The sequence below is a fragment of the Metabacillus lacus genome (genome assembly GCF_009674805.1).
Lineage (GTDB): Bacteria > Bacillota > Bacilli > Bacillales > Bacillaceae > Metabacillus_C > Metabacillus_C lacus.
In genome coordinates this window covers 1-22,403 of the sequence record NZ_WKKI01000012.1, presented here as the reverse complement: position 1 = coordinate 22,403, position 22,403 = coordinate 1, and the positions used below count along the sequence as shown (strand labels likewise).

At 42.2% G+C, this 22,403-nt stretch carries 17 protein-coding genes; 2 read left to right on the top strand and 15 right to left on the bottom strand.

All coding sequences use genetic code 11. The annotated features are described in order from the left end of the window. Positions 1-52: 52 nt before the first annotated feature. From GJU40_RS08500 to GJU40_RS08465, 8 genes are all read right to left on the bottom strand, one after another. Positions 53-1,423 (bottom strand): O-antigen polymerase, encoded by a 1,371-nt coding sequence (locus GJU40_RS08500; RefSeq protein ID WP_154307311.1) that lies wholly within the window; start codon positions 1,421-1,423, stop codon positions 53-55. A gap of 64 nt (positions 1,424-1,487) precedes the next feature. Continuing rightward, positions 1,488-2,543: a non-hydrolyzing UDP-N-acetylglucosamine 2-epimerase gene (gene wecB / locus GJU40_RS08495; protein WP_154307310.1), complete on the bottom strand. Its 1,056-nt coding sequence runs from the start codon at positions 2,541-2,543 to the stop codon at positions 1,488-1,490. Continuing rightward, the gene (locus GJU40_RS08490; RefSeq protein ID WP_154307309.1) at positions 2,540-3,970 is read right to left on the bottom strand and encodes an oligosaccharide flippase family protein; all 1,431 of its coding nucleotides are present in this window, start codon (positions 3,968-3,970) and stop codon (positions 2,540-2,542) included. The genes wecB and GJU40_RS08490 overlap by 4 nt, the downstream gene beginning before the upstream one ends. A gap of 3 nt (positions 3,971-3,973) precedes the next feature. Further along, positions 3,974-4,705 (bottom strand): acyltransferase, encoded by a 732-nt coding sequence (locus GJU40_RS08485; RefSeq protein WP_154307308.1) that lies wholly within the window; start codon positions 4,703-4,705, stop codon positions 3,974-3,976. A gap of 21 nt (positions 4,706-4,726) precedes the next feature. Further along, positions 4,727-6,046 (bottom strand): nucleotide sugar dehydrogenase, encoded by a 1,320-nt coding sequence (locus GJU40_RS08480; RefSeq protein WP_154307307.1) that lies wholly within the window; start codon positions 6,044-6,046, stop codon positions 4,727-4,729. Positions 6,047-6,058: 12 nt separating this feature from the next. Then, complete coding sequence (locus GJU40_RS08475; protein ID WP_154307306.1) at positions 6,059-7,072, bottom strand: Gfo/Idh/MocA family protein; 1,014 nt, start codon at positions 7,070-7,072, stop codon at positions 6,059-6,061. Then, the gene (locus tag GJU40_RS08470; protein ID WP_154307305.1) at positions 7,065-7,808 is read right to left on the bottom strand and encodes a hypothetical protein; all 744 of its coding nucleotides are present in this window, start codon (positions 7,806-7,808) and stop codon (positions 7,065-7,067) included. The genes GJU40_RS08475 and GJU40_RS08470 overlap by 8 nt, the downstream gene beginning before the upstream one ends. Positions 7,809-7,902: 94 nt before the next feature. Next, entirely contained in the window at positions 7,903-9,012 is a 1,110-nt protein-coding gene (locus GJU40_RS08465; protein WP_154307304.1) for a DegT/DnrJ/EryC1/StrS family aminotransferase, read from the bottom strand. A 316-nt stretch (positions 9,013-9,328) separates the two neighbouring features. Here GJU40_RS08465 and secA2 point away from each other — a divergent pair, with 316 nt between their 5' ends. Together secA2 and GJU40_RS08455 are read left to right on the top strand one after the other, a co-directional pair. Further along, complete coding sequence (gene secA2, locus GJU40_RS08460) at positions 9,329-11,698, top strand: accessory Sec system translocase SecA2 (RefSeq protein ID WP_154307303.1); 2,370 nt, start codon at positions 9,329-9,331, stop codon at positions 11,696-11,698. Further along, on the top strand, positions 11,695-12,495 hold the full coding sequence (locus GJU40_RS08455; protein WP_154307302.1) for an accessory Sec system S-layer assembly protein: 801 nt from the start codon (positions 11,695-11,697) through the stop codon (positions 12,493-12,495). The genes secA2 and GJU40_RS08455 overlap by 4 nt, the downstream gene beginning before the upstream one ends. Before the next feature lie 90 nt (positions 12,496-12,585). On the opposite strand, the gene pstA is transcribed toward GJU40_RS08455, so the two are convergent. The 7 genes from pstA to GJU40_RS08420 form a co-directional block, all read right to left on the bottom strand. After that, positions 12,586-13,488 carry a phosphate ABC transporter permease PstA gene (gene pstA / locus GJU40_RS08450; RefSeq protein WP_154307301.1) on the bottom strand — a complete coding sequence of 301 codons (903 nt, stop codon included), beginning with the start codon at positions 13,486-13,488 and terminating at the stop codon, positions 12,586-12,588. 2 nt (positions 13,489-13,490) lie between these two features. After that, positions 13,491-14,420, bottom strand: coding sequence for a phosphate ABC transporter permease subunit PstC (gene pstC / locus GJU40_RS08445; RefSeq protein WP_154307300.1), 930 nt, complete (start codon positions 14,418-14,420; stop codon positions 13,491-13,493). A 76-nt stretch (positions 14,421-14,496) separates the two neighbouring features. Continuing rightward, positions 14,497-15,363, bottom strand: coding sequence for a phosphate ABC transporter substrate-binding protein (locus tag GJU40_RS08440; protein ID WP_154307299.1), 867 nt, complete (start codon positions 15,361-15,363; stop codon positions 14,497-14,499). 25 nt (positions 15,364-15,388) lie between these two features. Continuing rightward, a complete protein-coding gene (locus tag GJU40_RS08435) occupies positions 15,389-17,170 on the bottom strand; it encodes a stalk domain-containing protein (RefSeq protein ID WP_154307298.1) in 1,782 nt (593 codons plus the stop codon). A gap of 431 nt (positions 17,171-17,601) precedes the next feature. Continuing rightward, complete coding sequence (locus tag GJU40_RS20700) at positions 17,602-18,516, bottom strand: CAP domain-containing protein (protein WP_170289360.1); 915 nt, start codon at positions 18,514-18,516, stop codon at positions 17,602-17,604. 155 nt (positions 18,517-18,671) lie between these two features. Beyond that, the gene (locus GJU40_RS08425; RefSeq protein WP_154307297.1) at positions 18,672-20,114 is read right to left on the bottom strand and encodes a transglycosylase SLT domain-containing protein; all 1,443 of its coding nucleotides are present in this window, start codon (positions 20,112-20,114) and stop codon (positions 18,672-18,674) included. A 150-nt stretch (positions 20,115-20,264) separates the two neighbouring features. Further along, positions 20,265-21,392, bottom strand: coding sequence for an NlpC/P60 family protein (locus tag GJU40_RS08420; RefSeq protein WP_154307296.1), 1,128 nt, complete (start codon positions 21,390-21,392; stop codon positions 20,265-20,267). Positions 21,393-22,403: the final 1,011 nt, after the last annotated feature.

Sequence of the window (22,403 nt, the reverse complement as noted above, 5' to 3'; positions counted from 1 at the left end):
TAATGAAAAAACCGCAGACGCTGTCTGCGGGTAAAACACATATCTATAGAGGTTATGACAGCTCCTGCAGCTGCCTACGGTTATTCCACAATTTATAAGCCTGCAGCACTAAATACGGTGTTAACAGGACCACGAGTATGGAAACCCAGAGCGTGTTGAGCAGAAAGTCTGCAAAGCCGCCGATCACGACACGCGGAATGTTGACAGAAAAGTAAACAAACAGCGTTAAAAACAACGGATTTTTTGGAAGCCTGATAAACAGGACGTAGATGATTTGAATGTACAGTGCCACATAAATGGTGCCAATCATCACTCCGGCATAACCAAAGTTGGCATAAGCTTCTGCAGCAAACAGCGTATTCAGCACTCCTGCTGTACCGGCTTCGACTCTTTGCGGAAAGAATACTTCCATCGCAAGCCTTGCGGAACGAATTTGCTCAAGATCATACAGGCCGATCAAAGAGGATGGCAGGCTCTGCCCCATCAAAAGCGGCAGACGATCTGTAAACAAATCAAGATGCAAATAAAACGGCGCGATCTGCGAGAGAATGACCCTTCCAATTGGTCCCCTGTTAAAGGAGAGAAAAGCCTCTGTATCGGTTACGCCCATGATAAAGATGTACATCACCAGAATCAATCCGACGCCAAAGCCGGCAAGAACGGAAATTTTCAGCCAGGTCAGCCTGATAATCCGTAAATAAATCAGAAGGAGAATCACCATCATCATATAAAAGATGATCGGGCCTTTTGCAAGGTCGTACACCTGCATAAATACGGCTCCTCCCGCAGTGATGGCAAACAGTGCCAGCCAGCGGAGCTGCTTTGTCTGGTGAAAATAAATGAACGTAATCATTGAAAGAATCGGCGTTAGTGCAACACCAAAAATATTCCTGATGATCGTGTTTCCGCTAAAATTATGTGATGCTTCAATCCTCATCGCATCCAAATTTCCGCCGCCGCGAAGCAGTGATAGTATTGGGACGTTGCCGATTCCTATTTTCATCACTGTATAGCCGATTGCCGCCAGGGAAACAAGTGTTAATCCTGCATACGTCAGAAAAAGCAGGTTAGGATTTTCCTCCTTGTAAACAGGAGCTTCCACGTATCGTTTAAATTCAGCTTCAGCCTCAAAGCCAATCAGCTTGCTGAACAGAAACATGGTTAACGGCATGAAAATCATAATAAAACAAATAAAAACAAAGCCATATAAACGGTAAATGTCGTCTGATAGTAAACGAATCATATAGTGTTCATCAATATTGAGGACAATGAGAAGCGATCCGATGTAAGACGAAGCTAAAAGGGAGTAATAGAACGTTATGGATATTAAATTCGGCGTTAAAAGGGACATTGATCCGGAAACTTTACGGAACAGAAGAAAAGAAGTAACCAGGATCAGGATCCATAACAGAAAATAAAACATGGTTCAAAAATAACTCCTTTACAAAGTAAGTGAGCGGACAGATACTGCCCGCCCCATTCTTAAACTAACGTTTGAGCAACTCTGCAATATGCTTCGCGCTCTCGCCATCACCAAAAGCGGGCTGATACTCTGATACATAGCTGCTATTGGCAGCTGCAAGAATTTTTTCCGTATCAGAACCGACAAGGACATTGCCTTTGTTCTGTACAGTTTCGACCCACTCCGTTTCCTCACGAAGTGTCACGCAAGGAATTTTTAAGAAGTATGCTTCCTTTTGGACGCCGCCGGAATCTGTCAGAATTTTTTCCGCATTGCTGACAAGTGTCAGCATATCCAGATAGCCTACCGGCTCAATCACTTTCAGGTTAGAAATCTCATCGAGACGAATGCCGTAGCCTTCCAGCTTGTTTTTGGTTCTTGGATGAATGGGCCAAATCAGTGTTTTGTCGATCTGCTGAAATGCCGAAATGATATTTTCCATTCTTTTCTGATCATCCGTATTTTCTGCACGATGCAGTGTAATTAGATGATAGCTGTTTTTCTCAAGACCGTGATTTTCAAGAACAGATGATTTCTCTGCCAGCTGCAAATTATAAAGAACGGCATCGTACATTACATCACCTACATTGTGCACACCTTGCGTGATGTTTTCGTCCTTCAAGTTATCAACCGCTGTCTGCGTCGGGCAGAACAGGTATTGAGACACATGATCGGTCATAATGCGGTTGATCTCTTCCGGCATTTTCTTGTTAAAGCTTCTAAGACCCGCTTCTATATGCACCACAGGGATGTGAAGCTTAGAAGCTGCAAGTGATCCTGCCAAAGTAGAGTTGGTGTCTCCGTAAACCAGCACATAGTCCGGCTCTTCTTTTAGCAGCACTTCTTCAATTTGTATCAGCATTTCGCCGGTCTGCTTTCCGTGTGAACTTGACCCAACATTCAAAGAATAATCAGGCTTCGGAATTTGAAGCTCTTCAAAGAAAATATCTGACATGTTTTTATCATAATGCTGTCCTGTATGAACAATGATTTCTGTAAAATGTTTGCGGATTTCTCTTGAAACAGGTGCCGCCTTGATAAACTGCGGCCTCGCTCCAATAATTGTGACAATCTTCTTCAAGCTGTTTCCTCCACTCTTCCTTTTCTTCTAAGCGTCGCCAGAACCCCGCCGTTTGTTAATGCAAAAAACAGCCATGGAATCAGCACATACCATATGCTCAATTCAGAGAATTGCAGTACATATTGCACTGCAGCAATTGACAGGAGGCCTGTGACAAACATAAACATGATACTTCCAACAGGAGTTGGAACATAATATTCTTTTTGGCTGCGCAGGAAGATGCTCACGCAGGCAAAACCGTACGCAACGGTTACGGCTGCAGCTGCTCCCCATAGCGAAAACAGCGGAATCAGTATCAAATTTAGTATCACACTGATGACGGCTGCTATTCCAAAATAGAAAGATATCGGCTTGGTTTTCTTTTCGATAAACAATCCTACTGAAATAATTAAATAGTAAAAGTTCAAAAACGTACCAAGGCTCAAGAGCGGTATATACATACTTGCTTCATGAAAGTCCTCTCCCAGGAATGCTTCGAAAATAAACGGGACAAAGGTTGCAACTCCCATCAAACCGAACATGCCCACTGCAAAAATCAGCACATACACATTTCTGAAAATACTCTTGGCGTTTGGTTTATCCTTAATGGACATCGAATATGGACGCCAGGCCATCTGAACACTCGACGTTAACAGTGTGATCACAGTGGCAAACCGTAGTGCCGCTTCATACAGCCCGACTGACTCCAGCCCCTCAAAATGCGTGATGAACAGCTTGTTGGACTGAGAGATTACCCAGAATGCCATGGAAGCAGGAACGAGCGGCGCCGCATATGTCAGGAGCTCTTTCATCAGCTTGCCGTTAAACTTGAATGCTGCAAATCTCTTGAGCTGCGGAAGAAGAAATACAATAATGGCCAATGCTGCTGCCATACGCCCGTAAATGACCATTTCCACATCAGGACTGATGAAACGCAAAAATGCATAAGACAGAAGCGCAACAAGTCCGAGCCTTAGCACCGTCATGATGACAACTCTTTTAGAAAGAAATTCATATCTGAAATATGTCAGCACTAGGGTAATCAGTGCTTCCAGCAAAAGAACGATAAATGACAGCTGCAGCACAAGTTCAAACCCTCGTGTGCCTGTGATTGCATAAGACAGCGCCGGTCCGAACAAAACCGACAGTATCAAAAGCGATAATGCCACATAAAACCGGAACAGAAGAACGTTCCGGACATACTCAATTTTGTTTCCTTTATGATCTTTGTCAAAGTAATAATAAGCCAGTGCGGAATCTGTTCCGAATATCACAAGAAATGTCATCATGCTAGTAAAAGAATCAATCGTTCCCAGAGCACCAAACTGCTCTCTTCCCAGGTAGGAAGTGTAAATCGGAATCATCAGAAACGCAATCAGCTTTGTACCCACGTTCATTAATGCGTAAAGGAGGGAATCCCCTCCAAGACGCTTAAGCTGATTCAACAAGGCTTATAACAACTCCCGCTCTTCTACATCACGGAGATATTTGGCAGGAAAGCCTTTTACAACCGTTGCTTTTTCCGTATCCTTCGTCACAAGTGCACCTGCTGCGACAAAGGTTTCTTCTTCAACTGTTACACCCGGAAGCAGGATCGAGGCACCGCCTACGCGTGCACCCTTTTTCACCACTGCGCCTTTAATTTTGTCAAAGCGCTCTTCCGTCCGGCCCATATAGTTGTCATTCGTTGTTGTCACACAAGGAGCAATAAAGACGAAATCCTGAAGCTCCGTGTATGCTGTGATATAGGAGTTAGATTGAATTTTTACACGTTTGCCGATTTTTACATAGTTTTCAACAGTTACTCCGCGGCCGACGATGCATTCTTCACCGATTTCGACGTTTTCACGAACGCTGGCAAGATCGGCTACAAGTGTGGAGCTGCCAATGACAGAACCTGCATAAAGAACTGCGTTGCTGCCTATCGTAGCGCCGTCTCCGATCTTCAAGCCAGGTACAGCTGCAGAAAGCTTCACTGTACTGGTTTTGCCCGGTGTCGGCTGCTTGCCGATGACAGCACCGTCAGAAATACGCACGCCGTTGCCGATGACAGTTCCCCCATAAATGGTCACATGGCTGCCGATTGTTACATCTCTCCCAATCTCCGCACCGCTCTCAATCACGTTAAAGTGGCCGAGTACAACAGAATCATCCAGCTTGACTGAAGGATCGATCATATTCATGGTACATTCCCCCGCTACTACTTATAGTTTTGTGTATTTCTCCGGCTTTACTTCAATTCCTTTTAGCGCATTTCTTGTATCAAAAATAACCGGGCTTTCCTTTGCGATCATTTCATAATCAAAGTCGCTGTGATCAGTCGTAATCAAAACCAGATCAGCATCTCTCAGCACATCTGCAGACAGGTTTACCGTCTCTTTGATGTCTCCATGCATTTTGAAAGATTTCACGTAGTGATCAACAACGGTCACGTTGGCACCCTCATTGTACAGGCTGTTCAGAATGTGAAGCACTGGAGATTCACGGACATCGTCAATGTCTTTTTTATACGCAACGCCAAGTACAACAATGTTAGAGTTGCGGAGTGCTTTACCTTCTCTGTTTAACAGGCGCATGCTGCGTTCTACTACAATTTCAGGCATAGAGTTGTTGATTTCACCGGCAAGCTCAATCAGACGGGTATGATAGTTGTACTCTCTTGCTTTCCAAGTAAGATAGAACGGGTCAATTGGAATACAGTGCCCGCCAAGCCCTGGACCAGGGTAGAATGCCATAAATCCGTAAGGCTTCGTTTTTGCGGCGTCAATGACTTCCCATACGTCAATGCCCATTTTTTCGCAAAGAATCGCCATTTCATTGGCTAGTGCAATATTAATGTGGCGGAACGTATTTTCAAAGATTTTCTCCATTTCAGCTACTGCCGGGCTGGATACTTCATGAACATCGCCTTCCAGCACGTTTTGATACATAGTGGATGCAACGATTGTACAATTTTCTGTTACACCGCCGACAACCTTTGGTGTGTTCTTTGTTTTAAACTCTTTATTTCCCGGATCAACACGCTCAGGAGAGTAAGCAACAAATACATCTTCGCCGACAATGTAGCCCTTGCTCGTTAAGGCAGGAACAACAATTTCCTCAGTTGTGCCAGGGTAAGTTGTTGACTCCAGAACAACCAGCATGCCAGGGTGTGCGTTTTCCGCAATCATTTTTGAAGAGCTTTCTACATATGAAGTATCAGGCTGCTGATGATGATCCAGCGGTGTCGGTACGCAGATTGCTGCTGCATCGACTTCCTGAATTTTGGAATAGTCGGTTGTTGCAACCAGCATGCCGCTGTCAATAACCTCTTTCAAGTCTGCGTTTACAACGTCACCGATATAATTTTGTGCGTCGTTAACCATGTCTACACGTGACTGCTGCACGTCAAAGCCAATAACCTTGTAGCCCGCTTTCGCTTTTTCAACAGCAAGCGGAAGCCCTACATAGCCAAGCCCTACTACAGCGATTGTTGCTTGTTTTGATTCTAATTTAGAAAGTAACTCATGAAAGTGAGTTCCCATAATGTCATCTCCTTAGTTAAATGTAACCTTTTTTCCTGTTTCTGCAGATTCCAGCAATGCCGCGATCAGTTTGACCGGCGCGAGGCCGTCTTCACCGCCGACAACCGGTTCTCTGTTTTCGTTAATAGCAGCAACCATATCTTCAACAATACACTGATGGCCGGGCTTGCCGAATGGATCAGCCTTGATTTCTTCAGCCAGTGATTGTGCTTCTTCTTCTGATACATCTTGGAAATCCCATGTTTCAATAAAATTGGCGTTGCGGCCGCTGATCTTGACGCTTCCTGTTTCCCCGAAAATGCTCAGGGATTCTTCCAGGTTTTTTGGATAAATCGTTGTAGCTGCTTCAATGATGCCTAAAGCACCTGATTGAAATTGAATGACACCCGCAGCAAGATCCTCTGTTTCGATTTTGCGGAATCTTGTTGCTGCCATAGCCTGTACACTTTCAACAGGGCCCATAAACCAAAGGAGAAGATCCAGATTATGAATCGCCTGATTCATCAGGACACCGCCGTCAAATTTCTTCGTTCCGCGCCAAGGCGCTTGATCATAGTATTCCTGTCCGCGGTTCCAGCGCACAGTTGCATTCGCATGGCTCAGCTTGCCGAACTTTCCTGCATCATACACTTCGCGAAGCTTTTTGATGGCAGGTCGAAAGCGGTTCGGGTGAAGCACAGCAAGCTTGATTCCATGCTCTTTCGCTTCTGTTATAATCGCTTCGCTGTCCTCCACAGTCAGTGCCATTGGCTTTTCTACAATGATGTGCTTCTTGTAGGAAGCAACAGTGGAGACAAGTCTTTCATGAAGCCCGGAAGGTGTGCAGATGTTCACGACATGAAGATCACCCTGATTTTTCAGCATCTCTTCAAGATCCGTAAATGTATTCACTTTTCCTTCGTATTCTGCAAGGCGCTCAGGATTTGTATCGCAAACAGCCACAAGCTGTGCGCCTTCTGTTTTTTCAATTGCATCTATATGTTTTTTTGCAATAAATCCTGCTCCGACGATGGCAAAATTAATCATGAAGTTGTCCCCTTCTGGCATCAAGAATATATTTGGCCAGCATCAACCCAAGTACAGTCAGAAATAATGAAATCACAAAAGTGAGGATGCTGTTGGCCAGTGCATTGGAATCGTTTTTTTCGATTTCAGATGAAATCAATCTAGGTTCTTCAAAGAACAATAAATCTGTACTCATATTTTTAATCTTCGTTCTTTCACTGGATACATTGTCCAAAGTTAATGCGGTAGCTTCAGCCAATTCAGCAAACTCCTCCGTCAGGCTGGACTCATTGCTATTGCGAAGAACCCCTATCATAATGCCATAAGCCTCTTCTGCATCTGCCAGGGTGTCCTGTGCATTCCCTATATTTTCTTCAGTAAAGTCATAGCGTGTCCGATAGTCTTCTAAGAGCTCTTTTTCATAATCTTCTACCGCTTGTGAGAAGGCTTCCTCAATTTCTGCCTCACTGCCGCCGCTCATTGATAAACGCATTCTGGATTTACTCAGTACGTCAGCCTCAATTTTGTGCCCAAGCTTTTGTGAGAGATCTGCCTTGAGTATCTCAGGAGATGTTAAGCTATCAAGCTTTGTGGAGGACGTATAAAAAACCGCCTTGCCTTCATAGCCGCTTGCTGCGAATGCAGATAATGCATAAACAAGAGCTGCTGCAATCACGGGAATCAGAATGAGCAGCCATTTTTTCTTCCAGAAAAATACCAAATATTCATATAATGCGTACCTTTTTCCAGTTTCCATTTATAGCTCCTTGAAAAAAATAGTTTTATTTACTAAAAAACAAGCCCCTGTTGCCGGCTGGCTCAGCCTGGCAACAGGTGACTTTTTATTGTGTTTATTGATAGAATTTTTCGATGCACTCCACAACATAATCCTGCTGTTCTGCAGTCAGCTCAGGGAACATCGGCAGGGAAATTGCTTCCTCTGCAGCCTGATCGGAAACCGGGAAGTCTCCTTGTTTGTAACCAAGCTCTGCAAATACAGGCTGAACGTGCAATGGCTTTGGATAGTAAACCATTGTGGCAACACCCTGTTCTTTCAGAAACTGCTGAAGCTCGTCACGTTTTGCAACGCGAATTGTGTACTGATGGAACACATGATGGCGATCGCTTTCTTCAATCGGCGTCACAACAGCAGTGCCAAGACGCTCTTTCAGAAGTTCTGTATAACGCTGAGCATGCGCGCGGCGCTTTTCAGACCAGTCATTCAAATGAGGGAATTTCACATTCAGAATTGCAGCCTGCATTTCATCAAGCCTGCTGTTGTAGCCAAGAACATGATGATAATATTTCGGCTTGCTTCCATGTACACGGATCACGCGCATTTGCTCTGCGATATCAGCATCACGTGTAACAATCATGCCCGCATCTCCGTAAGCTCCCAGGTTTTTAGTAGGGAAAAAGCTGTACGTTGCTGTGTGGCCGTATTCACCTGTTTTCTTTCCTTTAAATGTCGCGCCAATTGCCTGGGCAGCATCTTCAACAACCAGAAGATTATGTTTGTCCGCAATCTCCATGATGGAATCCATTTCAGCCATCTGTCCGTACAAATGAACTGGAATGATCGCTTTCGTTTTCTCCGTGATTGCCGCTTCAATCTTAGTTGGGTCAATATTAAAAGTAACCGGTTCAATATCAACAAAAACAGGGACAGCTCCGCAGCGTGCGATTGCGCCCGCGGTTGCGAAGAATGTGAAAGGAGTCGTAATTACTTCATCACCAGGCTTTACGCCCCCAGCCTGCAGGGAAATATGTATAGCATCGCTTCCGTTTGCAACTCCTACTGCATAAGGAACATTGCTGTATTCAGCAACATCTGCTTCAAGTTTCTTAACGTGATCACCCAAGATAAAACGGGAAGATTTCATCACTTCATCGAGCGACGCCAATACTTCCTCACGCATACTCATATATTGTTCAGAAAGGTCTAGCATAGGTACTTTCATAGTATGATCTTCTCCTTAATTAAGAAAATAGTTCAAACAAATTCATTTTAGCACAATTGCTGCTTCTTTTGTCATTCAATGTCGAGAAGACATAGGATTGTCATTTACTATCATTATGTGTAGGTTAGCCAAATGCTGCAGGATTATCATAAAACTGCCCCATTCAACATATCATACCTGCCAAAAAAATTAAACACTTCCTATATAATAGTTTTTTAACACACTACAAAATTTAGAAAATTTACCAAAGTAAGAGTGCCCAATATGATATAATTGCGGTGTTAAAAGGAATACTTCATATGGGAGAGCACTGAAAATGTCGAAAATCTACGATAAGTATATGGAGATTAAATCTCGTTCTGAAATAAAAAAACTATATAAAATTGTTGATGCTATAAACAATCTTGAACCCCGCTTCAGCGAACTGTCTGATGAACAGCTTCAGGAGAAAACAGCTGAGCTGAAAGCCGCCGTCAAAGAGGGGAAATCCCTGAAAGACATCCGGACCGAAGCTTTTGCATTGGTGAGAGAAGCTTCAAAGCGGACAACAGGATTGCGTCATTATGATGTCCAATTAATCGGCGGGCTGGTGCTCTCTGATTTGAATATCGCCCAGATGCAGACAGGTGAAGGAAAAACGCTTGTCTCCTCTCTGCCGTCCTTTTTGTTTGCCCTGGAAGGAAAAGGCGTTCACGTGATCACATCAAATGAATATCTTGCAAAACGCGATTACGAATTAATCGGGCAGATTCACCGTTTTCTTGGTCTTGAGGTCGGATTGAATCTTTCCAAAATGGAAACTTCTGAAAAGCAGCTTGCCTATTCAAAAGACATTACATATGGAACGGGCAACGAATTCGGCTTTGATTATCTCAGGGACAATATGGTCATGAGTGAATCTGAAAAGGTACAGCGCGGACAAGCTTACAGCATTATTGATGAAATTGACAGCATTTTGATTGATGAAGCCAGAACACCCCTGATTATTGCCAACAAATCAGATGTGTCCATTGAGCTTTTTCACATTACCTCCATGCTTGTTAAGTCCTTTCAGCCCGACAAGGAAGTAGAAGTGCAGCTTTCCTTCAGGCAGGTGCATCTCACAGAAGAAGGAATTGAAAGTATTCAAAAGGTGTTCGGCATTGACAACATTTACTCTTCTGAACACTCTGTCCTCATGCACTATATCAATCAGTCCCTGCAGGCTCAATTTATTCTGCGCAAGGATGTAGACTATATCGTGAGAGAAGGAAAAATCGAGCTGGTTGACGCATTTACAGGCAGAATTATGGAAGGGCGCAATTTAAGCTACGGCCTTCATCAGGCTCTGGAAGCCAAAGAAGGCGTAAAGATCAATGAAGAAAACCTGACACAGGCTTCCGTAACAGTCCAAAATTATTTCCGTATGTACAAAGGACTTTCCGGGATGACAGGAAGTGCACTTCCCGCACAAAAAGAATTTATGGACATCTACAATCTTGATGTCATCGAAATTCCCACAAACCGACCTAAACTTCGCGAGGACTTTCCTGATGCCATTTATTCCACTCTGGAGCGAAAGGATATCAGAATTCTTGCTGAGGTAAAAAAATATCATGAAACTGGGCGCCCAATCCTGATTGGAACGACCAGCATTCATCAGTCAGAAAGAATTTCCGCCCTTCTCAAGAAGAACGGAATACCACATGAGCTGTTAAACGCGAAAACAGAAGAACAGGAAGCCAGAACAATTTCAATGGCAGGCCAAAAAGGCCAGATTACCATCGCAACCAACATGGCCGGCCGAGGTACTGATATTCTTCTTGGCGAGGACGTTGCAAAGCTTGGAGGCCTTCATATTCTTGGCACAGAGCGTCATGAATCACTCCGGATTGACATGCAGCTTCGCGGCCGCGCAGGACGCCAGGGCGACCCGGGTTCTTCTCAGTTCATTGTTTCACTGGAAGATGACCTTCTTCACCAATATGATGTTGAAGATCTTGAAAAGTGGACAAAAAAGATGAAAAGCAATGAAAAAGGCGAAATTCTCTCTCCTGATCCGCAAAAATTCATCAATAAGGTTCAGGAAAGCATTGAAAATCAGCATTTCTCAGGCCGCGTTCATCTGCTGAAGCTGGAAGACGTCCTGAATCAGCAGCGCAAAACGGTCTATGAAATGAGAAACAGCATTCTCCTGAGCAAAACGCTGACTGATACAGTTCTCACAACATACAACACTGTTTATCAAGATATTCTGGACACCTACCTTCCTGATGAAGTGAATATGGAAGATTGGGAGTTTGATAGACTGCATGCAGAACTAAGCAATATCCTGCCGCTGTCACTTGCCTTTGAAGAACTTTCTTATAAAGAGCGTTATCAAATCGAGGCGCTTGTCTCCCCCGATCTTCAGTCATACAAGCAGGATATTGCCATGAAGCTTCAGCAAGAACAAGCAGTGTATGAAACAAGACAACACCTGCTGAATCAGCTTGATCTTGCCTGGGTGGAGCATCTTGATATTATGGAAGAATTAAAAGATGGCATTCACCTCCGTTCATATGCCCAGGAGGATCCATACAGGCTGTTTCAAATGGAAGGCTATAAAGCATTTCAGGAAACGCTGCACAACTATCACCATTCTGTTGCTAAGAATTTGTATAACCTATACAACAGAACAGAAGAAATGGAGGACACTTCCCTATGACAGAACATGCAGCCGTCAACACGACACTCTCCCTTCATCCTCAATGGGAGCTCAGCAAGCAGGAAGAGTATGTATATCAGTTTCACCATCAGCAGCTTCTCCCTATGAAGGAAAACCAAATCAATATAACCGGCATCAAGCTTGAGTCCTTTGAAGACTTCTTTTCCGTAACAGCTTTTGTGCGCAGCACGGTCAGCGAGCCGCTGAAGTTTGAAATGCTGCAGCTGCTGCTGCTGGATGCAGAGGAAAACATCGTCGCAAGAGAATCTTTTGATATGTATCAATTTGGCGACCTTCCTGCCAACAGCTCCAGACCATGGAAATTCTTTTTCCCTGCGAGCAGCATAGAAGAAGGAAAGAAAGTACCCGAAGAAGGCTGGGTCCTCGCCTTTGAGCTGAAAAAGAAACAGGAACACAAGCTGGATCTTGGAGAAAATGCTTTTTCAGAAGAACAAAGCCGAAACCTGCAGGCACTTATGGAAAAAATGCCGCCGGTAAAACAAAATGAAGTGAACTTTATCGGTTTGAATGCAGGTTTGGCTCCCTCTAAAGAACTGCATGTCACCCTGCTGATCAGAAACGGCAGCCTGAATGATGTGCAGCTGGAGCAGCTTCCGCTTATGGTCACAGATGCAGCAAACGATGTTGTTGCGCAAGGCGTATTTCAGCTGAAGGATTTCACTGTAAAAGCAAACACAAGCAAGCCGTGGTCATTTGTTTTCCCAACGGCGCTGTTGAGAAAAGAAGAACCTGATTTATCTTCTTGGAGAGTGACACCTCTTCAAGAAGGGCAATAATTAGCTTCAAACACAAAACAAAAAGACACGTTTTCTGGGAACGTGTCTTTTTGCTATATTCATTTATTGTTAGGGAAACAACAAAGGAAATCAGTTAGAACGCTTTCTCATTTGAAAATCTTTCAGCCAGATAGGAAGCCTTGTGACTGAGCTGATAAATAGAATGATGAGCACAAGGATAGCCGCAGATTTATCGGCAATTTCCCGTGCATCCTCAACCAGTGCTTCTGATTGGATGTACCAAAGATGAACCGGAAGCGATCCGCCTTGTGAGAATAAATTAAAATCCCACATATTCCCTGATGTGCCGCTTCCTCCGGCAAGCAGGATAACAGCTGATTCTCCAAATGCCCGGCATGCCGTTAAACTGACGCCAGTCACAATGCCGGCAATGGCAGCAGGAATGACGACTGACAAAATGGTCTTAGATTTGGTCGCGCCCAATGCATACGAAGCCTCTCTAAGTTCATTAGGCACGGAAGAGATTGCTTCTTCAGATACCCGTGTGAGTACCGGGAGATTGAGCAGTGATAGAGCAACAGCAGCCCCAAGAATCGTCAGGCCGACATCAAAGAGGTCAACGAACAACACATAACCAAACAGTCCAAATACGATGGACGGTACGGAAGCAAGGCTTTCGACGCACGTTCGGATAAATTCTGTTAAACGGTTTTGAGGTGCATATTCGGCAAGATAGATGCCGGAACCCAGACCAATTGGAATGGAGATAATCATAGAAAGCACCAGAATATAAAACGAGTTAAATAGGAAAGGTCCAATTCCTCCCCCGGCTTCAAGCTCATCCGGCAAATCTATCAAAAATGATGGAGTTATTTTCGGAAGACCCTGCGCCAGGATACGGAACAGCAAAAGGAAAATGATAATCATCACTGCTGCAGAAAGTCCCCATAGGACACCCGTCAACAATCGGTCTGCAATGTACTTTTTCTTTTTTCCTCTTTTGATGAGTGGTGATACTGTACTTTCTTCCATAACTAAACTCCTTTAGTTCTGATTCTGCGAATCACGATGATCATGAACATTGAAATTAACAATAAGAGAAACGCCATCATATACAGCGCATAGTTCCAGGTTGATTGAAACTCAACATTTAAAATCTGCATAACAATGTTGCTTGTCAGAACAGACGTTGGAGTTAGCAGGTCTGTTGCAAGCTGCGGTGTGTTTCCAATGACCATAACAACTGCCATTGTTTCTCCCACTGCTCTGGCCATTCCTAAAATCACAGCTGTTACAATCCCCTGCTTTGCAGCAGGAAGGATGATTCGAAAAATGGTCTGCAGCCTGGTGCTGCCCATTGCGTAGCTGGCTTCACGGAATTCCCGGGGCACAGAAGCAATCACATCATCACTGATCCTGGTAATCGTCGGGAGTACCATCAGTGTTAATACCAGGGCTGCGGCCAGCAGTCCGTCTCCCATGATGGAGCCTGTCGCTTCTCTAATAAAGGGAATCAAAATCGTCAGTCCGAGGTAACCATATACAATAGAAGGAATGCCTACCAAAAGGTCGAGGATCGGCCTCATCACTCTCTTTACTGAATCTGGAGCCACCTCCACAATGAAGACAGCAACTGCGATAGAAATAGGTGTCGCAAACACCAGAGTAAGAGCCGTCAGGGAAAGAGTTCCAATAATAAACGTCGCGGCACCATACTTTTCATCAAAAGGCTCCCATGTTGTAGAAAAGAAAAACTCTGTTACTGATACGTCTTCAAAAACCAAAAGCCCTGTTTTACCGATAAAAACAATAATGGATAAGAGTACAATTCCTAGAATAATCGCGCTTGAAAAACAAAAAATTTGGAAAGAAGAGTTTTTAAAATACGTTCCTTTACGATTTTTAGTAATTTCACTTCCAATCGTAATTTCAGGAGTTTGCAAATCCTGTTCAATCTTTGCCATAAGGCGGCCCTCCAAAATTAAACGAATGTAAAACCAGCCCCCTAAAGGGCTGGCAGGTTGTGCTAATGAACTTAGATTACTTCATTGCACTCACAGGAATGAATTTTAACTTCTTAAGAGATCCATTTTGGAACTTAGAGCTTTGCATGAATTTGATGAACTCAGCGTCTGCACCTTTTGGAGCTCCTTTAGTTAACAGGTAGCCGTGGCTCCATACCGGGTATTTTCCTTTGATTACGTTATCAGGTGTTGCAGCAACTCCATTATAGCTTACAGCTTTAACATTTCCTTTAACATAAGCAAGATCGATATAGCCAATTGCATTAGGATTGTTAGAAACGTTCGTCAGCATGTCTCCGCTTTTTCCAACTTCTTTATAGTTGTCGCCTTTTGTCATGAATGCAGCACCTTTAAGAGCTTTCATTTGGTAGTTAACACGAGTACCAGAACCATGCGCACGGTTTACTACTACGATTTCAGCGTCTTTTCCGCCAACTTGTTTCCAGTTAGTGATTTTTCCAGCATAGATATCTTGAAGTTGTTTTGTTGTAAGGTTTCCAACAGTATTTGTTTTATGAACGATTGTTGCGAAAGGAATAACAGCAATTTTATGAGACTTTAATCCGCTGAATGCTTTGAATCCAGGTACTGATCGAGTCGCATCCCAGTCACAAGCTCCAAGTGTTGCTGATCCTTTTTGTACTGATTGAGGTCCAGCGATTGAAGAAGAACCTGATACTGAAACGGATACTTTTGGATGAGCTTTTTTGAATTCTTTTGCAGCCTGTTGAGTTAATGGAAGCAAAGCAGTTGATCCTGCGATGACAACCTTACCTGATAGCTTGGAAGAAGCATCAGCAGTACCGGCAAATCCTCCGAAAGATAGACCTATGGCAGCTACAGCAGCCGTTGCTGCAATGGAAAGTTTCTTAAACATTTTCATTGTGTACATTCTCCTTTTAATTAAATTATTTTGTTACAGATTCGAATACGCCGTTTTTAAAGAATACAACTTTCTCGCCATCAAGACCCTCTGTTGTGGCAGCGATGGACAAGCCATTGGCAGAAACTGAGAATGAAGTTAATTCAAGAGGTGTAGCAGCTACTTTTACCAGCCTTTTGCTGACAGGGTTTACTTCGTAAATAACAGAAGTGTTGTTTGACTCCCAAACAAGAATCATCACTTTGTTTTGAGCCGTAACCGTGCTTGCCACGATGTCTTTGTTAACAACCAGTTCAGTCATCTTATTGTCAGCACCAATTAAGTGAAGCTTAGGAAGCTCGTCACTTTCAGCATCAGCACTTACATAAACAACGTTTCCATTGGCAAGGAACTCAGGGAAGATTTTGATATCTTTCGTAACAGTAATTGCTGCAGCTTTAGGGGCTGCTTCCAGCAGGCTGACAGTATAGAACTGTGCTTCTGTATCCGTAAGATCAATAGTGTCTACATCTGTTTTGTCATCATCCGTGTACTTTGTTTTTCCTTCTGCACCTACGGAATACAAGATTTTAGAACCGTCTTTTGAAAGTCGAAGATCAGATTTGTATGCTTTGCTGTCTTCATAGATCTTTTTCAGACTTCCATCAGCCAAAGTAACAGAGTAGATTTTGTCACTCTTCTCACCTTGAATGAAATAAGCTTTTTTGCCATCATGACTCCAGACAAATTCAACCTTTACTGAATCATCTTCACCATTCAGAACGATGGTTTTCTTAGAAAGAAGATCAACAAGGTAGACAAATCCGTTCTCATCGGAGTAGAGCGCCTGTTTGCCGCTAGGAGATACAGCAAGCTCAGTGCCGTTCACTTCAAAAAGCACCTTTTTCGTGTTCACATCAATCAATAGTGTTCTAGCACCCTCTTCTGTTTCATTCGTTACAAGAATGCTTGAAGGATTGACCCACTGTGGACCGAATGTTTCGCCGCTCACCAAACCGGTTAAAGAGATAAGAGAACTTTTGCCGGAAGTGATGATGTCACCGCCAAGTGCTGTGACAAGATCAGCAAGATCAGCGTACACAGTGCCCTTTACTGAAACAGGGAAGGCTTTTGTATTGTCAGATTCCCCATTAACTGATATACTATTGGTCGAAACTTTAAATTTAACAGTTGTTCCTTTTTTGGATAATGTTACTTCCTGATGCTTGTCCACTTTTACAGTAGCAGAGAAAAGTTTCGCAACATCTTGAACGGAATAAAGCTTTTTGCCGTTGATTGTGAGAACGCCCACTGATTTGGATGCGCCTTCTACATTCAGGCTGGCTGAGGAAACTTTAATTCCACCATTTAATGATATTAATAGACCACCATCTGTTAATATATCTCCGCCTAATGCTTGTACGAAAGGTTTCGCTTCCACAAACAAAGTCTTTCCTACAACTTTAGACGGAGTCCCTAATTTGATATTCTTTCCGTTGGCTACAGCAGTGTTATGATCTGCCTTATAATCAATCACCTTTTTTTGCTTTCCAGCACCTTTAGCAACCGAGTAAACTTTCGTGTTTTGATTGTACGTTACTGAAGCGGAAGCCGCTCTTGCTAAGTCTTTTGTTGAATAAAGCTTTGTTTTACCAATTACAACTGTTGTAACATTTTTCACCTGGCCGTTTACAACTACCTTTTCCACAGCAGTTTTCACACTGTTCTGGATACTGGCAGCACTTGCTTCATTTATCAGAACCGGGGTAAATGCACTGCCCGCTAGCACTGCAGAAGCAACTACTAAACTCGAAAGCTGATGTTTCATCCTCTTTACCTCCATAGAATTATAAAATAGTGAACTAGTTCATTAGGTTTATATTATGTCAGTAATTTCCTCACCTTCCTAATATCTTCCTAGATTCAAAAGTAATTATATTCCCGTTTTGTTAAGAGAGTATGAGAGTTTTATTAATTTTGTAAATTATTGGTTGATTATTTATAAATATTTGTAAATTTTCGACAAGAATAATTTAATAAAACTGAATATTCTGCAATAAACTGCATTTTCGGCCTAGTTATTTCTAACCCCGAAAAACAATGACTTTTTTCATTGCATTTTACGGTTCTTATGAACTTAATTTAAACAGCTTCAACCCGCACCATATCTGAATTTTTAAGGTTATTTGAACGGAAAAAATTAATAGATTAAAAAAAGCCCCCCCTATTATTTTTTGGGAGGCTTTCTTGATTTTCTCTTCATCCTGTAAACATTTGTGTCCATAATTGCTGGTGATAGCCGGTTCCAAGCCGGCTGAAGTTAGCATTTAGGATATTTGCCCTATGTCCAGGACTGTTCATCCAGCCATTCACAACCGCTTTTGGATTATTATAGCCCTGTGCGATATTTTCACCTGCATAATGATAAGTAATACCAAATTTTTTCATCATATCAAACGGGCTTCCATAAGTAGGTGATTGATGATTAAAATATTTTTTAGTATACATGTCTTTCGATTTTTCAAGTGCTACATTGGACAGCTTCATGTCCAGTGTGAAAGGTTTAAGTTTGTTTTTCACACGCTCTTCGTTTGTGATTAATAAAACATCGTAATCAAACTGACCAATTTTCGGCCCTCTCACATAAGAAACAAATTCTCTGCTTTTCAGCTGACCTTCATAAGATCTTAAATACTGATTAAAAAAAGCGGGTAAAACACCATAACCGCCATCCTTTTTAATTTGTTCAGCTCTCGTTACTAATCTTGCAAGTTTAGCAAGATCACCATTATTTGTGCTGGTTCTGTTTGAGATCATATCCCAGCCCACCTTGTTCATCAAACGGTACTGAGACAGCTCGTAAATGACTCTTTCTTTTTGAATTTTCGCAGGCTTTATATAAGATGCATTCAAGCTGTTTCTGCGTTCCTTGCCAGAAACTCTGCCAATCGCAGATTCAGTTACCGTAATCTGTTTTGTAAACTCATCATACGCGGCGTTTACTGAAAAAACGTCACCGCTGTTAATCAACTCTGTAAAATATGCTCTTTGAACAGCAAGCTTTTCACCTTCCTGCCTGGCCGTCTGAAAGGGGTCTGCGGCACCAGCAGATACTGTTAATCCAGCAAAAGACAGGAGCATAGCAAGGAAAAGCGCTGATATAACTTTGTTCATATTCTGCCTCCAATCTATCAGTCTAGCATCTATTATACCATTAACCTACCATACACTTGGAATAGATGTACTTCGGTCTGCAAAATTAAAAACTCACTGATGGGGCAGGGAGTTGAAAGCAAAAAGCTCCTCTGCAAAGGAGCTTTTTCACCAACTTAATGAGGCAGGTATTCTACTCTGTCTTTTCTCACATAATATCCGCCGCCTAAATCATAGGAATCCGGAGATATTTCATAAGTACGGAAAGACTCACCTGCTTTTAACGTCCTTTCGGGGGTACCATCCGGCCTGTACAATACAGTATCTGATTTAACTTTTGTGAAGCCAAGATAGTACCTTGTCTGACGCTCTGTTTTCGGAATCACGTACCCTCCGCCAACATCGTAGTTTTGATCATCATAATTGTAAATTCTAATATTTTCGCCTTTACCGATCGTACGGAAAAGCTCCAGCTTGTTTCCTGTTTTTTTATACATTCTCGTTGGCCCCTGCGTTGACAGCCTGCCAATCATCACATTCATCTTAGAGGAATCAAAATTCACATACTGCTGTCCTCCAATATAATAGGAAGCACCTGAAGTGCCGTACAGGCGGAGCATCTCTCCCCTTTTAGCCATTCTAAACAGCGTTTCTCCGTTTCCGTTTCTTGTCATAATCGGAACGTCACGGGAAATGACAAGCCTGCCGACTGACTCTTTCCGCGGAAGAAGAGAGATATCAACCTGCGGAATGACCAGCTCCTGCAGATTAGTGGTAGCTAAATAGCCAGTCCTGCCGTTTACTTTTACTTCAAAAAAGGAAAAAAAGTTTTCTACCCTTTGAGATTCATAGGGACCTCTGACAATTTCCACAGCAGAGTATCCAGGAACGCTTGCAATCACTGACGTACCCACTGTGTCAGGACCGTTTCGCAAATTGGAGTTTCCGCTTTTTGTAATAACCTTTTCTCCCTTTTTCAGCGTGGACATCGCTCTTGTATTGGCATCCTTCCACTGATAGCTCATCACTGGAAATCTTAATGAGTTTTGTGCGTTGTAGCCTGTTTGAAAGGAAAAGCTGCGCATATCAACGAGGGCATGATCCTTTATGTAACGGTACACCTTATCCTGATAAGTGGAAGAGCTGTGGTTTGGATCGTTTCTTCTGGATACGCCGTTGTATGCCATAACAGAAAAATACCAATGTTCAAGCATGTGGGGATGATGGTTATTAATTTTTGGAATATGCGTTCCTGCCCAGTTCCATTTTTCCTTTAGTATTTTAGCGCCCCACTCTATATTATACTTTGTATCCCAGAGGAGCTTTTCTTTATCAATGCCTCTTGAAGCATATTCAGCATCACTCATCGTAATCTGCATAATGCCAATGCCTCCGTCAGCCGCAACAATAGGCTGCCCGTTTTTAAACTGCATAAAGGCTGTCTCGGAATAAGCAATCGCTTTTAGCAGCTCAGGGGGAATATTGTGCTCCTGGGCAGTCTTCGTCATAAACTCTTTCTTTTCCTTCACACTTAACTCAGTGTCTTCACCTGCCGCAAAAGTCTGTACCGGAACAAATAGTAAAAGTGAAAACATTACAGCCTTTAAGAATACTTTCAATCTAATAAACTCCTCTCTCCATGCATTCTACTAATATTGTAACATGGATAAATTTTCTTTTTAATTTTTTCCAAAAAAAGAGTTTTGAAATTCATCATCCGGGTAAATAAAAAGTGAATCCAACTGCAAATTGGATTCACTTAAGAAGAATTACATATTGTTAATTCTTGTATTCAATTCTGCTTTTTTAGTCTCAAACTGCTGGTTCATTTTCGGCAGACTTTGATACTGACCCGAGTGCAATGCATTGCCATCTGCTTTAATGGATGCTGCTCTCTTTTCCAGTCTTTCGAGCATAGCAAAATGTTCAATCGCCGCTTGTTTATTGTCTGCATTTACGAATCCTTCAATTCTGTCTAGCAAACGATAAATGGAAACTTCATAGATAACAGTTTCTTTTGCAATTTTAGCTGGTGTGACAAATCGGTCATTGAACACTTTGCGATTATCCGGCCCATAAATTCTGCTTACAACACTTTCTGCTTTGCGGATATCATCAGAAAATTGATCATAAAGTGCAGATGTACTTGGATTCATTGTTTGGTCATTAATCAATTGTTGACGGAAAGAATTTAACTTGCTATCTAATTCCTGACCCACTTTTACACTGTCAATCATTCTTGCAGAACGAAGAAGAAACTCATTTGCTTCAGCAGGGGTACTAGATGTAATTTTTGATTTGATAGAATTATATTCTTTTAAAAGATTCTGGTCCTGCCCATTAATATTAGACACGGATGAGTAACGATTTTCATACTTGCTCCATAATTCCTTAGAAGATTGCACAAGGTTTTCACTGGATGCAGCCAAAACAGCTCCGCCTGCATTGTGACGTTTCGTTCCAAGGTAGCGACTATTCCAGTAAGACTCACTGAGAGAACTGATCGTGATTCCTCTAGAGGAAGAAGCGTGGATAAATTGGTTGTTCCCAATATAAATCCCTGCGTGTGATACAGTAGGTTTTGACGTTGTGGCAAAAAATACGATATCTCCAACTTGCTTCTTGCTTACGGAAGTCATTTTGCTTGAGCTGAACATTTCGCCTGTTGTTCTTGGAAGCTGAATACCAACTTTGTTGAATACATATTGGATAAATCCGGAACAATCAAATCCAGATGGAGTTGTTCCACCCCATTTATATGGTACCCCTATGTATTGTTTACTAATATTAATAAGGCTATTTTCATATGATACACTGCTGGCTTGAGTGACAGTGGGAATAAATGAACCAAATAATAATGATGATGCTACTCCTAATGCGATAATAGGTCTCTTCATGTATATTTTCCACTCCTTTTTCACAAATCTAGTATAACTGACTTAGGCACTTAGGAGTTTAACAGTTAAGTTACATATTCCTTGAATGTTACAAAAATATTACAAAAAAATTAAAAATCGATTAAATTCTACAGCTTTCTACATAGTGGGTGGCTTTTCTTGTGTGAAATTTTTGGTGAAATAGTTGCAGGTAATGTTATTCAGGATAATTTGGTAGGTACATAGTATCTGTTTGTTATAGAATTTGCTGATGGCAGTATATAAGATTTCTGGGTTATATGGGTTTGGAGAACAAAGTGCGTATAGTTGCTATAATATTTTGCGGTTTTTGCATGATAGGTGAGCAAAACGGCTCTGTTTGTTATAGTATCTCGCTGATAGTAGAACAAAAAGCACCTGTTTGTTATAGTATCTCGCACATAGTAGAACAAAGAGCCTCCGTTTGTTATACTATCTTGCGTTTTTTGCCATATAGTAGAACAAAACAACACGCTTTGTTATAGTATCTCGCTGATAGTAGAACAAAGATGCCCTGTTTGTTATACTATCTCGCCGTTTTCCCATTATAGTAGAACAAAACAACACGCTTTGTTATAGTATCTCACCCATAGTAGAACAAAGAGCACCCTTTTGTTCTACTATCTCGCCCATAGTAGAACAAAGATGCCCTGTTTGTTATACTATCTCGCGGTTTTCCCATTATAGTAGAACAAAACAACACGCTTTGTTATAGTATCTCACCCATAGTAGAACAAAGAGCACCCTTATGTTATACTATCTTGCCCATAGTAGAACAAAGAGCCTCCGTTTGTTATACTATCTTGCCCATAGTAGAACAAAGAGCCTCCGTTTGTTATACTATCTTGCGTTTTTTGCCATATAGTAGAACAAAACAACACGCTTTGTTATAGTATCTCACCCATAGTAGAACAAAGATGCCCTGTTTGTTATACTATCTCGCCGTTTTCCCATTATAGTAGAACAAAACAACACGCTTTGTTATAGTATCTC

Excerpts from the sequence above, each read along its gene's own strand:
- GJU40_RS08455 (WP_154307302.1), top strand. The coding sequence starts at position 11,695 with ATGACAGAACATGCAGCCGTCAACACGACACTCTCCCTTCATCCTCAA.
- GJU40_RS20700 (WP_170289360.1), bottom strand. The coding sequence starts at position 18,516 with ATGAACAAAGTTATATCAGCGCTTTTCCTTGCTATGCTCCTGTCTTTT.
- GJU40_RS08470 (WP_154307305.1), bottom strand. The coding sequence starts at position 7,808 with ATGGAAACTGGAAAAAGGTACGCATTATATGAATATTTGGTATTTTTC.
- GJU40_RS08475 (WP_154307306.1), bottom strand. The coding sequence starts at position 7,072 with ATGATTAATTTTGCCATCGTCGGAGCAGGATTTATTGCAAAAAAACAT.
- pstA (WP_154307301.1), bottom strand. The coding sequence starts at position 13,488 with ATGGAAGAAAGTACAGTATCACCACTCATCAAAAGAGGAAAAAAGAAA.
- GJU40_RS08485 (WP_154307308.1), bottom strand. The coding sequence starts at position 4,705 with ATGAATATGATCGATCCTTCAGTCAAGCTGGATGATTCTGTTGTACTC.
- GJU40_RS08480 (WP_154307307.1), bottom strand. The coding sequence starts at position 6,046 with ATGGGAACTCACTTTCATGAGTTACTTTCTAAATTAGAATCAAAACAA.
- pstC (WP_154307300.1), bottom strand. The coding sequence starts at position 14,420 with ATGGCAAAGATTGAACAGGATTTGCAAACTCCTGAAATTACGATTGGA.
- GJU40_RS08420 (WP_154307296.1), bottom strand. The coding sequence starts at position 21,392 with ATGAAGAGACCTATTATCGCATTAGGAGTAGCATCATCATTATTATTT.
- GJU40_RS08465 (WP_154307304.1), bottom strand. The coding sequence starts at position 9,012 with ATGAAAGTACCTATGCTAGACCTTTCTGAACAATATATGAGTATGCGT.
- GJU40_RS08500 (WP_154307311.1), bottom strand. The coding sequence starts at position 1,423 with ATGTTTTATTTTCTGTTATGGATCCTGATCCTGGTTACTTCTTTTCTT.
- GJU40_RS08440 (WP_154307299.1), bottom strand. The coding sequence starts at position 15,363 with ATGAAAATGTTTAAGAAACTTTCCATTGCAGCAACGGCTGCTGTAGCT.
- secA2 (WP_154307303.1), top strand. The coding sequence starts at position 9,329 with ATGTCGAAAATCTACGATAAGTATATGGAGATTAAATCTCGTTCTGAA.
- GJU40_RS08435 (WP_154307298.1), bottom strand. The coding sequence starts at position 17,170 with ATGAAACATCAGCTTTCGAGTTTAGTAGTTGCTTCTGCAGTGCTAGCG.